The organism is Skermanella stibiiresistens SB22 (genome assembly GCF_000576635.1).
Lineage (GTDB): Bacteria > Pseudomonadota > Alphaproteobacteria > Azospirillales > Azospirillaceae > Skermanella > Skermanella stibiiresistens.
Window position 1 is genome coordinate 79,801 of the sequence record NZ_AVFL01000010.1, and the last position, 14,254, is coordinate 94,054.

The 14,254-nt window shown below is 65.6% G+C and carries 14 protein-coding genes; 12 read left to right on the top strand and 2 right to left on the bottom strand.

The features are described from left to right. The first annotated feature begins 106 nt into the window (after positions 1 to 106). From N825_RS15120 to N825_RS15140, 5 genes are all read left to right on the top strand, one after another. Positions 107 to 556: a phasin family protein gene (locus N825_RS15120; protein ID WP_037453340.1), complete on the top strand. Its 450-nt coding sequence runs from the start codon at positions 107 to 109 to the stop codon at positions 554 to 556. Between the two features lie 252 nt (positions 557 to 808). After that, entirely contained in the window at positions 809 to 2,287 is a 1,479-nt protein-coding gene (locus N825_RS15125) for a methyl-accepting chemotaxis protein (RefSeq protein WP_037453343.1), read from the top strand. Positions 2,288 to 2,474: 187 nt separating this feature from the next. After that, on the top strand, positions 2,475 to 2,798 hold the full coding sequence (locus tag N825_RS15130; protein WP_051512400.1) for a hypothetical protein: 324 nt from the start codon (positions 2,475 to 2,477) through the stop codon (positions 2,796 to 2,798). Between the two features lie 125 nt (positions 2,799 to 2,923). Beyond that, positions 2,924 to 4,444: a mechanosensitive ion channel family protein gene (locus tag N825_RS15135; protein ID WP_157619251.1), complete on the top strand. Its 1,521-nt coding sequence runs from the start codon at positions 2,924 to 2,926 to the stop codon at positions 4,442 to 4,444. A gap of 181 nt (positions 4,445 to 4,625) precedes the next feature. Further along, positions 4,626 to 4,952 carry a hypothetical protein gene (locus tag N825_RS15140; RefSeq protein WP_037453349.1) on the top strand — a complete coding sequence of 109 codons (327 nt, stop codon included), beginning with the start codon at positions 4,626 to 4,628 and terminating at the stop codon, positions 4,950 to 4,952. Positions 4,953 to 5,009: 57 nt separating this feature from the next. Here N825_RS15140 and N825_RS15145 read toward each other — a convergent pair whose 3' ends face one another. Continuing rightward, positions 5,010 to 5,738, bottom strand: a complete 729-nt coding sequence (locus tag N825_RS15145) for a Crp/Fnr family transcriptional regulator (protein ID WP_037453352.1) — start codon at positions 5,736 to 5,738, stop codon at positions 5,010 to 5,012. 227 nt (positions 5,739 to 5,965) lie between these two features. Between N825_RS15145 and N825_RS15150 the strand changes: the two genes are divergently transcribed. Beyond that, positions 5,966 to 7,585: a DUF4384 domain-containing protein gene (locus N825_RS15150; RefSeq protein ID WP_037453355.1), complete on the top strand. Its 1,620-nt coding sequence runs from the start codon at positions 5,966 to 5,968 to the stop codon at positions 7,583 to 7,585. On the opposite strand, the gene N825_RS15155 is transcribed toward N825_RS15150, so the two are convergent. After that, positions 7,582 to 8,640 (bottom strand): FAD-dependent oxidoreductase, encoded by a 1,059-nt coding sequence (locus N825_RS15155; protein WP_037453357.1) that lies wholly within the window; start codon positions 8,638 to 8,640, stop codon positions 7,582 to 7,584. The two genes, N825_RS15150 and N825_RS15155, sit on opposite strands and share 4 nt — an antisense overlap. 392 nt (positions 8,641 to 9,032) lie before the next feature. On the opposite strand from N825_RS15155, the gene N825_RS15160 reads away from it, so the two are divergent. From N825_RS15160 to N825_RS15185, 6 genes are all read left to right on the top strand, one after another. Continuing rightward, positions 9,033 to 10,112, top strand: coding sequence for an inositol-3-phosphate synthase (locus N825_RS15160; protein WP_157619255.1), 1,080 nt, complete (start codon positions 9,033 to 9,035; stop codon positions 10,110 to 10,112). Further along, positions 10,099 to 10,740: a histidine phosphatase family protein gene (locus tag N825_RS15165; protein WP_084164757.1), complete on the top strand. Its 642-nt coding sequence runs from the start codon at positions 10,099 to 10,101 to the stop codon at positions 10,738 to 10,740. Before N825_RS15160 ends, N825_RS15165 begins: the two co-directional genes overlap by 14 nt. After that, entirely contained in the window at positions 10,740 to 11,507 is a 768-nt protein-coding gene (locus tag N825_RS15170; protein ID WP_245613126.1) for a TIGR04290 family methyltransferase, read from the top strand. The genes N825_RS15165 and N825_RS15170 overlap by 1 nt, the downstream gene beginning before the upstream one ends. Then, a complete protein-coding gene (locus N825_RS15175) occupies positions 11,504 to 12,391 on the top strand; it encodes a glycoside hydrolase 5 family protein (protein WP_037453365.1) in 888 nt (295 codons plus the stop codon). The genes N825_RS15170 and N825_RS15175 overlap by 4 nt, the downstream gene beginning before the upstream one ends. Before the next feature lie 102 nt (positions 12,392 to 12,493). Further along, entirely contained in the window at positions 12,494 to 12,847 is a 354-nt protein-coding gene (locus tag N825_RS15180) for a DUF1428 domain-containing protein (protein WP_037453367.1), read from the top strand. A 120-nt stretch (positions 12,848 to 12,967) separates the two neighbouring features. Continuing rightward, positions 12,968 to 14,248 (top strand): ABC transporter substrate-binding protein, encoded by a 1,281-nt coding sequence (locus N825_RS15185; RefSeq protein ID WP_245613127.1) that lies wholly within the window; start codon positions 12,968 to 12,970, stop codon positions 14,246 to 14,248. Positions 14,249 to 14,254: the final 6 nt, after the last annotated feature.

The following is a 14,254-nucleotide window of genomic DNA, read 5'->3' on the forward strand; positions in this document are numbered from 1 at the left end:
CAACTTTTCGCCGCGTGGCGTGTTGACGCGGAGTGGGTATGTCCGCCGGCGGGATACCGGCGGGTGGACAAGGTTCGACCACGGCCACTGGCAAAGGGAGGAAGACATGGCGGACGACAAGAACAAAGGCGGTTCCGCGGCGGGCGGCAAAGCGCCCCGGCAAGCCGAGGAGGCTCTTCGCGAGGGAGCCGACCAGCTTAGGAACCAAATGGGCAACATGGCCGACATGGCGGGGATGTCCGCCAAGGTTTCCCAGGAACTGATCCAGCGCTCGGGCCAGAACTTCGAGATGATGAAGCGGATCGCCGAGACCATGACCTCGGGAGCCCGCAGCGCCGCCGCGGAGTGCGCGGAATACGCCAAGCATTCGGCCAAGCGCCAGACCGAGATGATGCGGCAACTGGCGGCCGCGCGCAGCCCCAACGACGTCCTGGACATCCAGACCCGCTTTCTCCAGGACAATCTCACGGAACTGCTGAGCTTCAGCGAACGCCTGTCCCGCCTGTCGGCGGACAAGGCGAGGGAGGCCACCGAAGGCATCTCCCGGAAAACCTGATCTGAAAAGGTCGAGGGCTGACTAGGAGCGGGACGCTCACGGCTACGCAATGTTCGTATCCCACTCCTAGTCACTTTGTTTCCGCGAGGAGCAAGGAATATGCGGCCGACCAATTGGCTATTACTTGTCGTATAACCAAAATCCAGACGACCAAAGCGAAAACTTGACTAAACGCAGCTGTGAAATCAAGAATTTGATAAACTTTTTTTGCAATAGTCTTAAACACCGAGATTTAGACCAAGGTTAAAGACCATGTTCAAGGGGATTGGCAGGAACTCCGCCCTGACCTCCAAGATTGCCGCGCTGGACGCCCTGCGCGCTAACGTCATGATCGCCGATGACGATCTGAATATCATTCATATGAATCCATCCGTGATCGACCTCATGCGCGAGGCGGAGGCCGACCTGAGGAAGGAGTTGCCACGCTTCAGCGTCGCGACCCTGATCGGCAGCAACATCGACATCTTCCACAAGAACCCCGGACATCAGCGCAAGATGCTCGCGGCCTTGAGCAAGCCCCACGACGCCACCATCAAGGTTGGCCACCGGACCTTCGATCTTCGGGTCACTCCCCTGTCCGACCGGGGCAAGCGGATCGGTTTCGTGGTCGAGTGGAACGACGCCAAGGAGCGCCTGCTCAACCTCGACTACATCGCGCAGTTCGTGGCGGTCAACAGATCCCAGGCGGTCATCGAGTTCACGACCGACGGCCAAGTGGTCAGCGCCAACGAGAACTTCCTGAAAGCGATGGGATATCGCCTGGACGAGGTCGTGGGCAAACATCACGGCATGTTCGTCGAGCCCGACTACCGCGCGAGCCGCGACTATGCCGAATTCTGGGACCGCCTGCGCCGCGGCGAGTTCCAGGCGGCCCAGTACAAGCGCATTGGCAAGAATGGCAAGGCGGTCTGGATCGAGGGCGCCTACAACCCGATCTTCGACGCCAGCGGGAAAGTCGCCAAGGTCGTCAAGTTCGCGACCGACATCACGGCGCAGGTCGAGTTGCTGGCGAACCTCAAGATCCTGATCGACCAGAACTTCGGCGAGATCGACGGTGCCATCGACCAGTCCTCGAACGAAGCGGGCGCGGCGTCGAAGGCGGCGGACGAGACGTCGGCCAATGTCCAGATGGTCGCCGCCAGCGCGGAGGAACTGGTCGCGTCGATCGGCGAGATCTCCCAAAGCATGGTCAAGTCCCGTTCGGCCACCGATGACGCCTTTGGCAGGGTCGTCTCGGCGGGCCATAGCACGGAGAAGCTGTCCAACGCCGCGCAGGCGATGAACGGCATCGTCGGGTTGATCCAAAGCATCGCCGGCCAGATCAACCTGCTGGCGCTGAACGCGACCATCGAGGCGGCTCGCGCGGGCGAGGCCGGCAAGGGCTTCGCGGTGGTGGCCTCCGAGGTGAAGAACCTGGCGAACCAGGCGGCCCGGGCGACCGAGCAGATCTCCAAGGAGATCGATGGGGTACAGACCACCTCGGACGAGGTCGTCACCGCCTTGGGCGCGATCCGCGAGGCGATCGGCACCGTCCGGGAATATGTGACGGTCACGGCCACGGCGGTGGAACAGCAAAGCTCGGTCACCCAGAGCATCTCCGCCACGATGCAGAGCGCGTCCGCCGCCGTGTCGACGGTATCCGCCAGCGTCCGCGAGATCTCCTCGGCGGTGCACGAGGCGGCGGTGGCCGTCGGCAAGACCAAGGAGGCCGCCAGCGTCCTGGTGCGCTGACCGGGTTGTCTCCCACCGGGTGATCTCCTTCACACCGAAAGCCGGCCGCCTGTGGGCTGGCTTACAGGCTCGGGCGGCGGGATTGGGTAGGGTTTGTTCATCGAGACGGCGACGGAAGACACCGGTAGCCAGCCTCAAACGAACAAACCCACACCATCCCGCCACACCCCCTGAAGGAGACATCGTCATGATCCGCATCACCTCCGCCTTGGTAGCCTTGTCCCTGGTTTCCGCCTCCCTGTTCGCCGCGCCGGCGATGGCGCAGCAGCGCGGCGGCGTCCAGATCGGCGGCAACGCCACGGTCATCGGTTTGGCGAACAACGCGGTCAACGCCGCCACCGGCTTCCTGGCCAAGGCCGACCAGAACATCGGCGCCATCAAGGGCGACGTGAACATCGCCGGCAACGCCACCGTGATCGGCCTCGCCAACAACGCGGTCAACGCCGCGACCGGCTTCCTCTCCAACGCCTGCCAGAACATCGGCGTGGTCTCCTCGGAGACGGATTGCTGACGACCTGATTTCGCCCGACCCCTCCCGCCCCTACTCGACGCCCAGCGGTCCTCGCCGCTGGGCGTTCCCTTATTCGCGTTCTCTCATTTTTGACGCCTTCCAACGCTTCTCGCCGAACAAGCTTCGTGCCTACACTCGCACGCCCCGCCGTCAGGGGCGTCGTCATGCGGGGCGCGATGAAGACGTCGGAATTCCGGTTGCCGCTTCCAGCACTACCCCTCCTCGTGACCCTGCTGGGTTTCACGTTGAGCTTCCTATGGCCAGGGCTCCGCGCCCGGATCGGCCTGGGCGCCGATGGCCCATTCGACGAGGTCGTCATGGTGCTGGCTGGTTCGGCCGGTTGGCTGGGACTGGCATGGTTCGGGACGCGGGTGGTCGATGGCCTGCTCCGCCGATCAAGCGCGCACAGCCAATCGCCCGCCGCTCCCCGCCTGGTCGGCGATCTCGCCCGCTTCGTGTTCTTCACGCTGGCCGGCGTGGCGGTGGCGAGCTTCGTGCTCGACCTGCCCGTCACCGGCTTGGTCGCGACGTCGGGAGTCGTCATCGCGGTTTTGGGCTTCGCGCTGCGGAACATCCTGGCCGACATCTTTTCCGGCATCGCGATCAACGTCGAACACCCCTATCGGATCGGCGACTGGATACAGGTGAGTTCGACCAATGGCGGCCTGGGACAGACCGGCAAGGTGATCGAGGTCAACTGGCGCTCCACCCGGCTGCTGACCAATGACGGGACAACGGTCGTGGTGCCCAACGGGCTGATAGCCGGCAGCCGTTTCGTCAATCTCAGCCTGCCGGAGCATTGCTACCGCGCGGCCCTGCGCGTGCATCTGGACCCTGGGGTACCGGTCAAGCGGGCGCGGCGCGTCCTGATGACGGCCTTGCTGTCGGTCGACCACCTCCTGGCGGATCGTCCCTCGGATGTGGTGGTCGAGAGCATCGACGAGGCCGGCGTCTGCTATCTGATGCGGTTCTGGGTCCCGGACTTCGGCGCCGAGGTCGCCTGCCGCGACGCGGTCGCCGCGGCCATGCTGGCGGCGTTGCGCGACGCCGGGCTATCGCTGGCGGTGCCGCGCCGAAGCCTCGTCCCGGCCAATCGGCCCGGCCGCGACTTGGAAGGGCTGGACGTCTGCCGCCGCATGCTGGGCTCGATCGACCTTTTCAAGCCCTTCACCATGACCGAGTTGGACGCGCTGGCGAACCGCATGAGGCGACGCCAGGTGCCGGCTGGGACACCCGTTGTCCATCAGGGCGATCAGGGATCGTCCCTGTTCCTGGTCACCGAGGGGTTGTTGGAGGTCCATCTGGAGGTCGAATGGGAGGGCGAGGTCCGGCAGGTGACGCTGGACCGCATGGCGCCCGGCGACATCTTCGGCGAGATGGCGCTGCTGACCGGCGAGCCGCGCAGCGCCACGGTCGTGGCACTGACCGACGCGGTGGTCTACGAGCTGGAAGGCGAACACCTGCGTCCCCTGCTGCACGACCGCATGGAACTGGCCGAGAAGCTGTCGGACTTGATGGCGGAGCGGGCCCAGAACAACGCCGTGACGCGCGACGCCGCCTTGCGGCCGATGCCCGCCCCGGCCCTTCCCCACCGGCGTGATCTGCTGGAACGCCTGCGCGACCTGTTCGGCCTGCCGTCGGACTGACGACCTCCAGCGCCACTGGAAAAAGGCCTGGAGTGGCCTGGATCACACCGAAAGCCACCCGGGTGTAAGCGGGATTACATCGGCGGTTCAGGGGTTTGGGTAGCTTTGGGACATCGCGGACGAAGCGATCGGCACCAAAGCCGAAACCCACCGCAAACCAGATGAAAAAGGAAACCCCGTCATGATCCGCATCACCACCGCCGCCCTGGTCGCCGTCTCCCTGTTCACCGGTTCCCTGGTCGTCAGTCCCGCGATGGCTCAGCAGCGCGGCGGCGTCCAGATCGGCGGCAACGCCACGGTCATCGGCCTCGCCAACAACGCGGTCAACGCCGCGACCGGCTTCCTGGCCAAGGCCGACCAGAACATCGGCTCGATCAAGGGCAACGTCGAGGTCAAGGGCAACGCCACCGTGATCGGCCTCGCCAACAACGCCGTCAACGCCTCCACCGGCTTCCTCTCCAACGCCTGCCAGACCGTCGGCGGCATCAACTCCGAAGCCGGCTGCTGAGCGGCCGACGGCACGGTCCCGCGGCGTCCGCCAACGAGGGCACCGCGGGACCGGGGCTCAAGCCTCGGCGTCCTCCTCGTCGAAGAAGTCGGCGAGTTCGCGCAAGCCCTCCAGGTCGCGGATGGTCACCGTTCCGGCTCCCACCGTGATCAGGCCATCGCGCTGCCATTCGTTCAGATGCTTGTTGGTGCTTTCCCGCGTGATGCCGACCAGCGTTCCAAGCTGCTGCTGGGACAGCTTGACATCGATGCGGGTTCCTCCACCACGCTCCTGGACCCCGAAGGCGGTCGCCAGACGGACCAGACAGCGGGCCAATCGGGTCGGCACCTCCAGGAACAGGGTATCCTCCAACTGGGTGCTGGTGCGGCGCAGCCGGTCGCACAGCACGCCGAACATCCGGACGCAGACCTTGGGATGGTTCTCCAGCCACGGCATGAAATGCCGGCGCTCCAGGACCAGCAGGTCGGTCTCCTCGATCGCCAAGGCCTCCGCCGTGCGCGGCTTGCCGTCCAGCAAGGCGATCTCGCCGAAGAACTCGCCCTTGCGGACGATGTTGAGGGTGACCTCCTTGCCTTCGGGGGAATAGCTGCAAATCCTGACACGGCCGGACAGCACCGCCATCATGCTGGAGCCGGGATCGCCCTGGCGGAAGATGGTGGCCCGGGGCCGGTGCCGCGCGACGGTCGAATAAGCCGCCAGTTGCGATAGTTCGGACGGATCGACATGCTTCAGCAGGGAGTGCTCCGCCAGGACGGCAAGCTTCTCTTCCAGTCCCGTGATGGCCATCGCCGACGTTCCCCAGACTGTTGTCCGCCATGGATCAGGAACCGGCAGGGATTCGACTGCCTCATGACTTCACCCTGATAATGATCACACCATGGCTCTACTGTCCACGTCTCCCTAGTTGGTGGCTCGCTAAACTAAATAGCGATTGCCCCCTCCCGACTTTCGGATGGAGACTCGAACCCATCCGACTTGCCCACCCCCGTTTTCGCCAGCGAAGGAGCCTCACCATGCCCAAGAACCGCCTCAGCCGCCGCGCCCCGGCCCCACGAGGCCGGACCCGGCGCGCCGGGTGGCTGGCGGCTTGCCCAGTGGCTTGGCTGATGGGCGCCTGCCTGACGCTGGCCGGCTGCATGTCCAATCCGGAAGTGGCGCCCACGGTGGTCCAAGCGAAGACGCCGACATCGAAGACGATCAGCAGCTTCACCAGCAGCCTGCAATGCATGGACACCTTGCTGTGGCAGCACGGTAAGCGGGACATCTACATCATGACGTCGGGCATCCCCGACGCGACGGGCAAGGTGGCGGCCGGCACCAAGGAGATGCTGATCACGGCGATCTCGCGCATGTCGGCGCGCAGCAACGCCTTCCGCTTCGTCGATTTCGAGCCCAACCCGACCAGCGACGTGACCGCCCTGTCCGCCCTGATCGGCGTGCAGCCGGGCTTCATCGTACCCAGCTACTATATCCGGGGCGCCATCACCCAGTTGGACGAGAACGTGCTGAGCGAGTTGCAGGGCGGCTCGATCTCCCTGCCCTTCCTGGACATCGGCGCGTCGCGCGACCAGATCGTCTCGGTCGTGTCGGTCGACCTCAATGTCGGGGAGGTGGTCACGCGCCAGATCCTGCCCGGCATGTCGGCCAGCAACTCGATCGCGGTCGTGCGGTCGGGTATCAGCGGCGACGCCGGCGGCCGGATCGACAAGGCGGGCTTCGCCTTCAACGTCGCGTTCAACAAATCCGAGGGCTTCCATCAGGCGGTCCGCACCCTGGTCGACCTCAGCACGGTCGAGACGCTGGGCAAGCTCGCGCGTGTGCCCTATTGGCAGTGCCTCGGCCTGGACCAGACCAACCCGACCTTCCAGGCGCAGGCGCGCGAGTGGTTCGACACGACGCCACCGGACGAACAGATCCGCTTCGCCCAGCAGGTGCTCTCCGGCACCCGCTATTACGAAGGCCCGATCACCGGCATCTACGACGCCGCGACGAAGGACGCGGCGGCGCGCTACCAAGCCGACAACGACTTGGTGCCCACCGGCCGCATCGACTTCGACCTCTACTACTCGATGCTGGGCAAGCCCGGCGTGATCCTGAACGCGCCGGGGCGGACGCCAACCATCGCCAACGCGGGCGGAACCGGCATCCCCCTGATCCCGACCGACCCCGGCGCCGTCCGCAAGCTGGACATCTTCCTCAACACCGACCGGGGTCCCGTTCCCAAGTTCAAGGTTGGCGAGACCCTGGTGGTCAAGGCGCAGTCGACGGCCGACGCCTTCCTGTACTGTTATTACCAGGACAGCGACGGCAAGGTGGCCCGGGTCTTTCCCAACCGGTTCCAGCCCGACGCCTTCGTGACCGCCAGCCAGCAGATCGAGATCCCGCCGGGCTACGAGAAGCCGTTCAACATCCGGTTGGACAATGTCGGCGAGAGCGAGGCGGTCGCCTGCTTCGCCTCGGCGCGCGAGGTCGGGCTGTCACTGCCCGACGCGATGAAGCTGGAGGACTTGAGGCCGATGCCGCAAATCACGCTGCAAGGCGTCGCCCAGGCGTTCGAGGCCATTCCCGGCGGCGATGTCAGGTCCAAACGCCTGAACCTGCGCGTGCTGCCGGCCAACACGGTGGACTTCTAGACCAGGACCATCCGCGACGTCGGCTGGGGCGCCGACCAGGCGACGCGTCCCGACAGGGTGTCGGCCACGGCTTCGGCGAGAGCCATCGACGCCCGGGTTTCCGACCGGGCATCCACGCCAAAGACGTTGACCAAGCCGACGATACCGTGCTCCGTCTGGCCCTGGATCCGCCAGTCGGCCATGCGCCGGTCGGCGCTGGAGCGGTCGCTCTCCTCCTCGGGGGACGCCAGGACGTCCATCCAACTCTCGCCCTGGAAGCCGGAGAAGAACAGCGCCGAAGCCTTGGAGCCCCGGCAGCCCGGCACCACCAGACGGCTGAACGGGGCGGTGCCCTCCAGCTTGTACCGTTTGGAGCCGGGCGCCAGCGGTTCCGGCGGCAGGTGCCGTCTCATGCCATCGATCCGCGACGCCACCTGGACCGCCTCGACATCCTCGCCAGCGTTGATCAGCAGATCGCAACGCAAGGTCTCCAGATCACCCGGCAGTCCGCCAAGGTCGATCTCGAACCCGCGCCGCATGGGATAAGCCGCGACCAGCCTGCACCCCTCGGTGACATAGGCTCCGGCGGTCTCCGCGTCGATCCGCAGCGCCAGACGCAGGGCATCGCCATCGATCACGCCGGCGTCCTCCGCGATCAGGCCGCCGGCGCACTCCAACCCCCGCTCGTGCTGGGCGACCTCGGCCGCCGACAACAGCCGCACCGACGGGTCGCGCGCCGCCATATCCCGCAGCAGCGCCATCTCACCGGCGTCGCGGGCGACCACGAGTTGCCCGGTGCGGGTGAAGCGGATGTCCTGGCTACCGCGGTAGACCTCGAGCGCCTCGGCACCCTGGGCGCAGAAGCTGGCCCGGAGCGTGCCGGGCTGATCCAGGATCGACGATTCGATCGGCTCGGGCCAGCCGCCGGACGCCACCCAGTGACCACCGTCATCCTGCTCGCGGTCGCCCCGCGACACCAACATGACCTCCCGACCGGACAGGGCCAGGCGCCGGGTCACGGCCAAGGCGAGGGAGCCACCACCGATGACGACACATTCGATCTTATCGAGCGACATATTCAATCCCCGCCGTAAGTAACACCGGCTCTGACAAAAGTCGTCGCCGGCGAAGGAAGTCATGGGCAAATCCCGGCCGGATTGTTTTCGCTTTTCGAAATCTGCGCCTTTGATCCAGGGTGCACTGTGCCTCCTCCTTGAATACAAGTTAAGTCGCCTTTTATTCATACAACCTTATGGCATCGAAGTAATTGTGGCATAAACCGGGTATGATCGCCCGGTCATGCCTGGAGACTCCCAGTCCATCCGGCTCAAGGCCGGAACAAGATCGATGATGGGGTGTTTCGCTCCACGCCGTGACGTGGCCGAAGGATGTAGGCGTTCGGTTCCAGCGACGGTTCAGACGGTCGCTCCCTTCCGTCTGGTGCGGATCATCACATCGGAGCATGCTCGTGAACGGAAAAAAGGTTCGCCTCGCGATAGTCGGCGTCGGCAACTGTGCCTCATCGCTTGTGCAGGGCCTTGAATTCTACAAGGACGCGTCGGACGAGGATCAGGTCCCCGGCCTGATGCATGTCACCCTGGGCGGTTATCATATCCGGGACATCGAGATCGTCGCCGCCTTCGACGTGGCCGATGGAAAAGTTGGCCGCGACCTCGCCGAGGCGATCCTGGCGCCGCCCAACAACACCATCCGGTTCGCGGAGGTGCCCAGGAGCGGCGTCACGGTGGAGCGCGGCCCGACCTTGGACGGGCTCGGCAAGTACCTGGAGCGATCCGTCACGGAATCCGAACGGCCCGTCACGGACGTGGCCGAAACGCTCCGCCGCAGCGGCGCCGAGATCCTGGTCTCCTACCTGCCGGTCGGCTCCGAACAGGCGACCGAGTTCTACGCCGAGCAAGCCTTGGCCGCCGGTTGCGCCCTGGTCAATTGCATCCCCTCGTTCATCGCGTCGCGTGACACCTGGCGCCGCCGGTTCGAGGAACGCCGCCTGCCGATCATTGGCGACGACATCAAATCGCAGGTCGGCGCCACCATCGTGCATCGCGTGCTGACTAACCTGTTCCGCGAGCGCGGCGTCCGCCTGGACCGCACATATCAGTTGAACTTCGGGGGCAACGCCGACTTCGAGAACATGCTGGACCGCGACCGGCTGGAGTCGAAGAAGATCTCCAAGACCAACGCCGTCACCAGCCAGCTCGACACGCCGCTGTCCAACGAGAACGCCCATGTCGGCCCCAGTGACTACGTGCCGTGGCTGAACGACCGCAAATGGTGCTACATCCGGATGGAAGGCACCACCTTCGGCAATGTCCCGCTCAACTGTGAGCTGAAGCTGGAGGTCTGGGATTCGCCCAATTCGGCCGGCGTTGTGATCGACGCCGTGCGCTGCGCCAAGCTGGCGCTCGACCGCGGCATCGGCGGCGCCCTGATCGGCCCCAGCAGCTATTTCATGAAGACGCCGCCCCAGCAGTTCACCGACGCCGAGGCCCGCGCGCGGACGCTTCGCTTCATCGATGGCGAAGCCTGACCCGCTCCCGCGCCAGCCCGCCGTGCTTGAATTCATCGTGCGTGAAGGCCCGCTGACCCTTCATCTCGTCCGCCATGGCGAACACCGGCTGCCGGCGGACCGACTGGCCGGCCGCACGCCGGGCGTCGACCTGTCGGATCGCGGCATCGAGCAGGCCCAGCGGACGGCATCGAAGCTGGCGGGATGCGGGATCACGGCGATCCACTCCAGCCCGCTGGACCGCACCCGTCAAACGGCGGAGATCATCGCCGGCCACCTTGGCCTGCCGGTTGTCCCCTCCGACTCCCTGGCCGAAATCGACTTTGGCGAGTGGACCGGCCACCGCTTCGCCGACTTGGACGACCGGGAGGACTGGCGCCGCTGGAATTATTTCCGAAGCGGAACGAGGGCGCCAGGCGGCGAGACCATGCTGGAGGCCCAGGCGCGCGCCCTCCGCCACATTGAGGGTCTGGCTGGAGGCGCGGTGGCGCTGGTCAGCCATTGCGACGTGATCCGGGCCGTCCTGACCCATTTCCTGGGGATGCCGATCGACCTGCTGCTCCGGCTGGAAATCGCCCCCGCCTCGATCAGCACGGTCGAAATAGGCCCCTGGGGCCCCCGCATCCTGCGGATCAACGAGGAGCCATGATGAGCGAGCGGGACGAGATCAGGCGCCGGATAGATGATCTGGGCCAATGGTTCCACAACATGCCCTTGAACGGCGTGTGGACCGCGCCTGGACACTTCCTGGGCGATTACCCCAACGTCAAATGGCAGCGCTTCGCCCACGCGATTCCCGCCGACCTGAGCGGCATGACCGTGCTGGATATCGGCTGCAACGGCGGCTTCTACTCGATCGAGATGAAGCGGCGGGGCGCCGACCGGGTGGTCGCGGTCGACACCGAGCCGATGTACCTGAACCAAGCCCGTTTCGCCGCCGAAACGAGCGGTGCCGAGATCGAGTTCCACCAGATGTCGGTCTATGACGTGGGGCGCCTCGGCGAACGTTTCGACCTCGTCATATTCATGGGGGTGTTCTATCACCTGCGCCATCCCCTGCTGGCGCTGGACCTGATCCACGAGCACGCGGCGCGCGACATGCTGCTGTTCCAGTCGATGATGCGCGGCAGCCTGGACGTGGAACCGCTCGAGCCCAACTACCCCTTCACCGAAACCGGCATCTTCGACAAGCCCGGCTTTCCCAAGATGCATTTCATCGAGCATCGCTATTCCGACGACGACAGCAATTGGTGGGTCCCAAACCGGGCCTGCGTCGAGGCCATGCTGCGCGACAGCGGTTTCGAGATCGACCAGCGGGCGGAGGAGGAGGTCTATCTCTGCCGACGCGCCGAGCGCGACAGGGGCTATCAGACGCCCATGGTAGGCGCCGTTTATCCAGCGAGGGGAAAAGAATGATCGAAGCGGCGATGATTTGGAACGAGCCCAACAACAAGTCCCATTGGGATCCGGAACTGGACCCGGACTGGCACGCCTTCGGACGCATGGCGGCCCTGGCGGGACAGGCGATCAAGGCCGAGGCGCCGGGACTGCTGCGCGTGCTGGGCGGCATATCGCCGATAGATCCCGAATTCATCTCCAAGCTCCAGGCGCGCGGCGTGCTCGACCACCTGGACGTGGTGGCCCTGCATGGCTTTCCGCTGGACTGGAACCTGTGGCCGATCCACGAGTGGCCCGACAGGCTCAAGGATATCCAGGCGGTGACCGACCTGCCGGTCTGGGTCAGCGAGGTCGGCGTCTCGTCCTTCGGCGCCGAGGAGGTCCAGGAATTCGGCCTCCAGCGCACGGCGGAACTGCTGATCGGCCGGGTGCCCCGCATCCACTGGTACAGCCTCTACGACCTGCCGCGCGCCTGGGAGGCGACCACGCGGCACCGGGAGGCGGAGGGATCGTCCTATTACCGGCACTTCTACATGGGGCTGCTGCGCGAGGACGGCTCGCCCAAGCTGGCGCTCCGCCACTTCCGCGACTACGCACCCGACATGGGCATCTGCCAGTGGTTCCATTTCGAGGACCCCCGGCTGGACGACGCGGTCCGCTGGCTGCGCGAGCTGGGTGTCAGGCATCTGCGCACCGGCCTGAGCTGGGCCGACAGCTTCCGTCCCAACGCCCTGGACTGGTTCGACCACCAGATGCGGGCCTTGGAGGAGTTCGACGTGACGGTGACCTACTGCTTCACCCCCGAGCATCGCGGCGTCGCCCCGCACCACACCAGCCCGCCCCAGGTGCCGGAGGAGTTCGCCGAGTTCTGCGCCACCATGACCCGGCGCTACGCCGCGTGAGGGTGGCCAACTCCCCTCGGGGCTGAAAAAAGGCGGCGCGCGGTGTAGGATCGCCTCACCGCGTGACGTCCTTAGATCGACAGCAACCAAGGGAAGGCCACCATGTCATACGTCGACGGTTTCGTTCTCGCCGTGCCCAAGGACAACATCGAAGCCTACAAGGAGATGGCCCGCGTGGGCGGCGCCATTTGGAAGGAGCATGGCGCCCTCGCCTTCGTCGAGTGCGTCGGCGACGACACGCCCTATGGCGAGCTGACCTCCTTCCCGCGCGCGGTCCAGGCCAAGGACGACGAGGTCGTGATCTTCTCCTGGATCGTCTACGAATCCCGTGAACAGCGCGACGCGGTCAACGCCAAGGTGATGGCCGACCCTCGGCTGAAGGAGTACATGACCAACATGCCCTTCGACGGCAAGCGGATGATATACGGCGGCTTCCAGTCCTTCCTGGAGCTGTGACCTCGCTGTTGCGATGCGATGCCATGGGACAACTCCGATCCGACGCGCTAATGTCGCGCCCGTTCACGAGGCGGGAGGGTTCAACCCGCCCGGACCGACCGGATTATTGGAGGATATCCCATGGCGAAGGATGCCGGGACTAACGGGCCGACTGGATTGGGGCCGATGGGATCGGGGCTGACCCGGCGCGACTTCGGCAAGGCGACGCTGGCGGTGGGCGCGGCGGCGGCCGTGTTCGGCAACGCGCCGGCCTTCGCCCAGGACAAGGTGCTGAAGGTCGGCGTGCTGCTGCCCCGCTCCGGCTTCCTGGCCCAGCCGGGGCAGGCTTGCCAGCGCGGCGCCGACATCGCCCAGACCCTGCTTCCCCAGCTGGGATTTCCGATCGAGATCCTTGGCGCCGACACGGAGTCCAACCCCGATGTCGCCCGGTCCCGCACCGAGAAGCTGATCCAGGACGGCGCGCAGGTGATCGTCGGCGCCTTCGACAGCGGCCAGACCACGGCGGCGGCGCAGGTCTGCGAGCAGCGCGGCGTTCCGCTGGTCGTCAACATCGCGTCGGCCCCGCAGCTGACCGAGCAGGGCTACCGCACCATCTTCCGCAATTTCCCGACCAGCTCCGCTCTGGTGGGAAATGGCTTGGCACTGATGAAGGACCTGTTCGCGGCCACCGGCAAGACACCGAAGTCCGCCGTGTTCCTGCACGCCAACGACACCTTCGGCCAAGCCAACAAGGCGGCGCTGGACAAGCTGTTCCCGACGCTGTCCATGCCCTTCGCCGCACCCGAGGCGATCAGCTACGACCCCAAGGCGCAGGACCTCGCGGTCGAGGTCGCCAAGGCGCGCGCCACCGGGGCCGAACTGGTGATCGTCACGACCCGCGCCAACGACGCCATCATGATCGTCCGCGAGATGGTCAAGCAGCGCTTCGAACCCATGGCCGTCGTCAGCCCGGGCAGCCCCGGCATGTATGACGAGCAGTTCTACAAGGTTCTCGGCAAGTACTCCGACTACTGCATCACCAACCTGCCCTGGTACGACCCCAAGAGCGCGTTGGCCCAGCAGGTCGGGAAGACCTTCAAGGAGAAGTTCCCCAGCGACCGATACGAGGGCTACGCCTTCAACATCGGCTTCACGTTCGAGGCGATCCTGGTGGCGGCCGACGCCTTCAAGCGCGCCGGCACCGGCGATCCCGCCGTCCTGCTCGACGCGCTGCGCCAGACGAACCTGTCCGAGAAGATCATGTTCGGCGGTCCGATCCAGTTCGACGAAAAGGGCCAGAACAACGCCATCGCGTCGGCCTGCGTGCAGAACTTCAAGCTGCGCCCGACCGTCGTGCTGCCCAAGGCCAGCGCCGAGGCCGATCCGGTCTTCCCGATGCCGGGCTGGCAGAAGCGGGCATGATCGCCA

What these genes read in the sequence shown, in the direction of transcription:
- N825_RS15125 (WP_037453343.1), top strand. Translation starts at nt 809, where the DNA reads ATGTTCAAGGGGATTGGCAGGAACTCCGCCCTGACCTCCAAGATTGCC.
- N825_RS15140 (WP_037453349.1), top strand. Translation starts at nt 4,626, where the DNA reads ATGATCCGCATCACCACCGCCGCCCTGGTCGCCGTCTCCCTGTTCACC.
- N825_RS15150 (WP_037453355.1), top strand. Translation starts at nt 5,966, where the DNA reads ATGCCCAAGAACCGCCTCAGCCGCCGCGCCCCGGCCCCACGAGGCCGG.
- N825_RS15155 (WP_037453357.1), bottom strand. Translation starts at nt 8,640, where the DNA reads ATGTCGCTCGATAAGATCGAATGTGTCGTCATCGGTGGTGGCTCCCTC.
- N825_RS15145 (WP_037453352.1), bottom strand. Translation starts at nt 5,738, where the DNA reads ATGGCCATCACGGGACTGGAAGAGAAGCTTGCCGTCCTGGCGGAGCAC.
- N825_RS15170 (WP_245613126.1), top strand. Translation starts at nt 10,740, where the DNA reads ATGAGCGAGCGGGACGAGATCAGGCGCCGGATAGATGATCTGGGCCAA.
- N825_RS15180 (WP_037453367.1), top strand. Translation starts at nt 12,494, where the DNA reads ATGTCATACGTCGACGGTTTCGTTCTCGCCGTGCCCAAGGACAACATC.
- N825_RS15175 (WP_037453365.1), top strand. Translation starts at nt 11,504, where the DNA reads ATGATCGAAGCGGCGATGATTTGGAACGAGCCCAACAACAAGTCCCAT.
- N825_RS15120 (WP_037453340.1), top strand. Translation starts at nt 107, where the DNA reads ATGGCGGACGACAAGAACAAAGGCGGTTCCGCGGCGGGCGGCAAAGCG.
- N825_RS15165 (WP_084164757.1), top strand. Translation starts at nt 10,099, where the DNA reads ATGGCGAAGCCTGACCCGCTCCCGCGCCAGCCCGCCGTGCTTGAATTC.
- N825_RS15130 (WP_051512400.1), top strand. Translation starts at nt 2,475, where the DNA reads ATGATCCGCATCACCTCCGCCTTGGTAGCCTTGTCCCTGGTTTCCGCC.
- N825_RS15185 (WP_245613127.1), top strand. Translation starts at nt 12,968, where the DNA reads ATGGCGAAGGATGCCGGGACTAACGGGCCGACTGGATTGGGGCCGATG.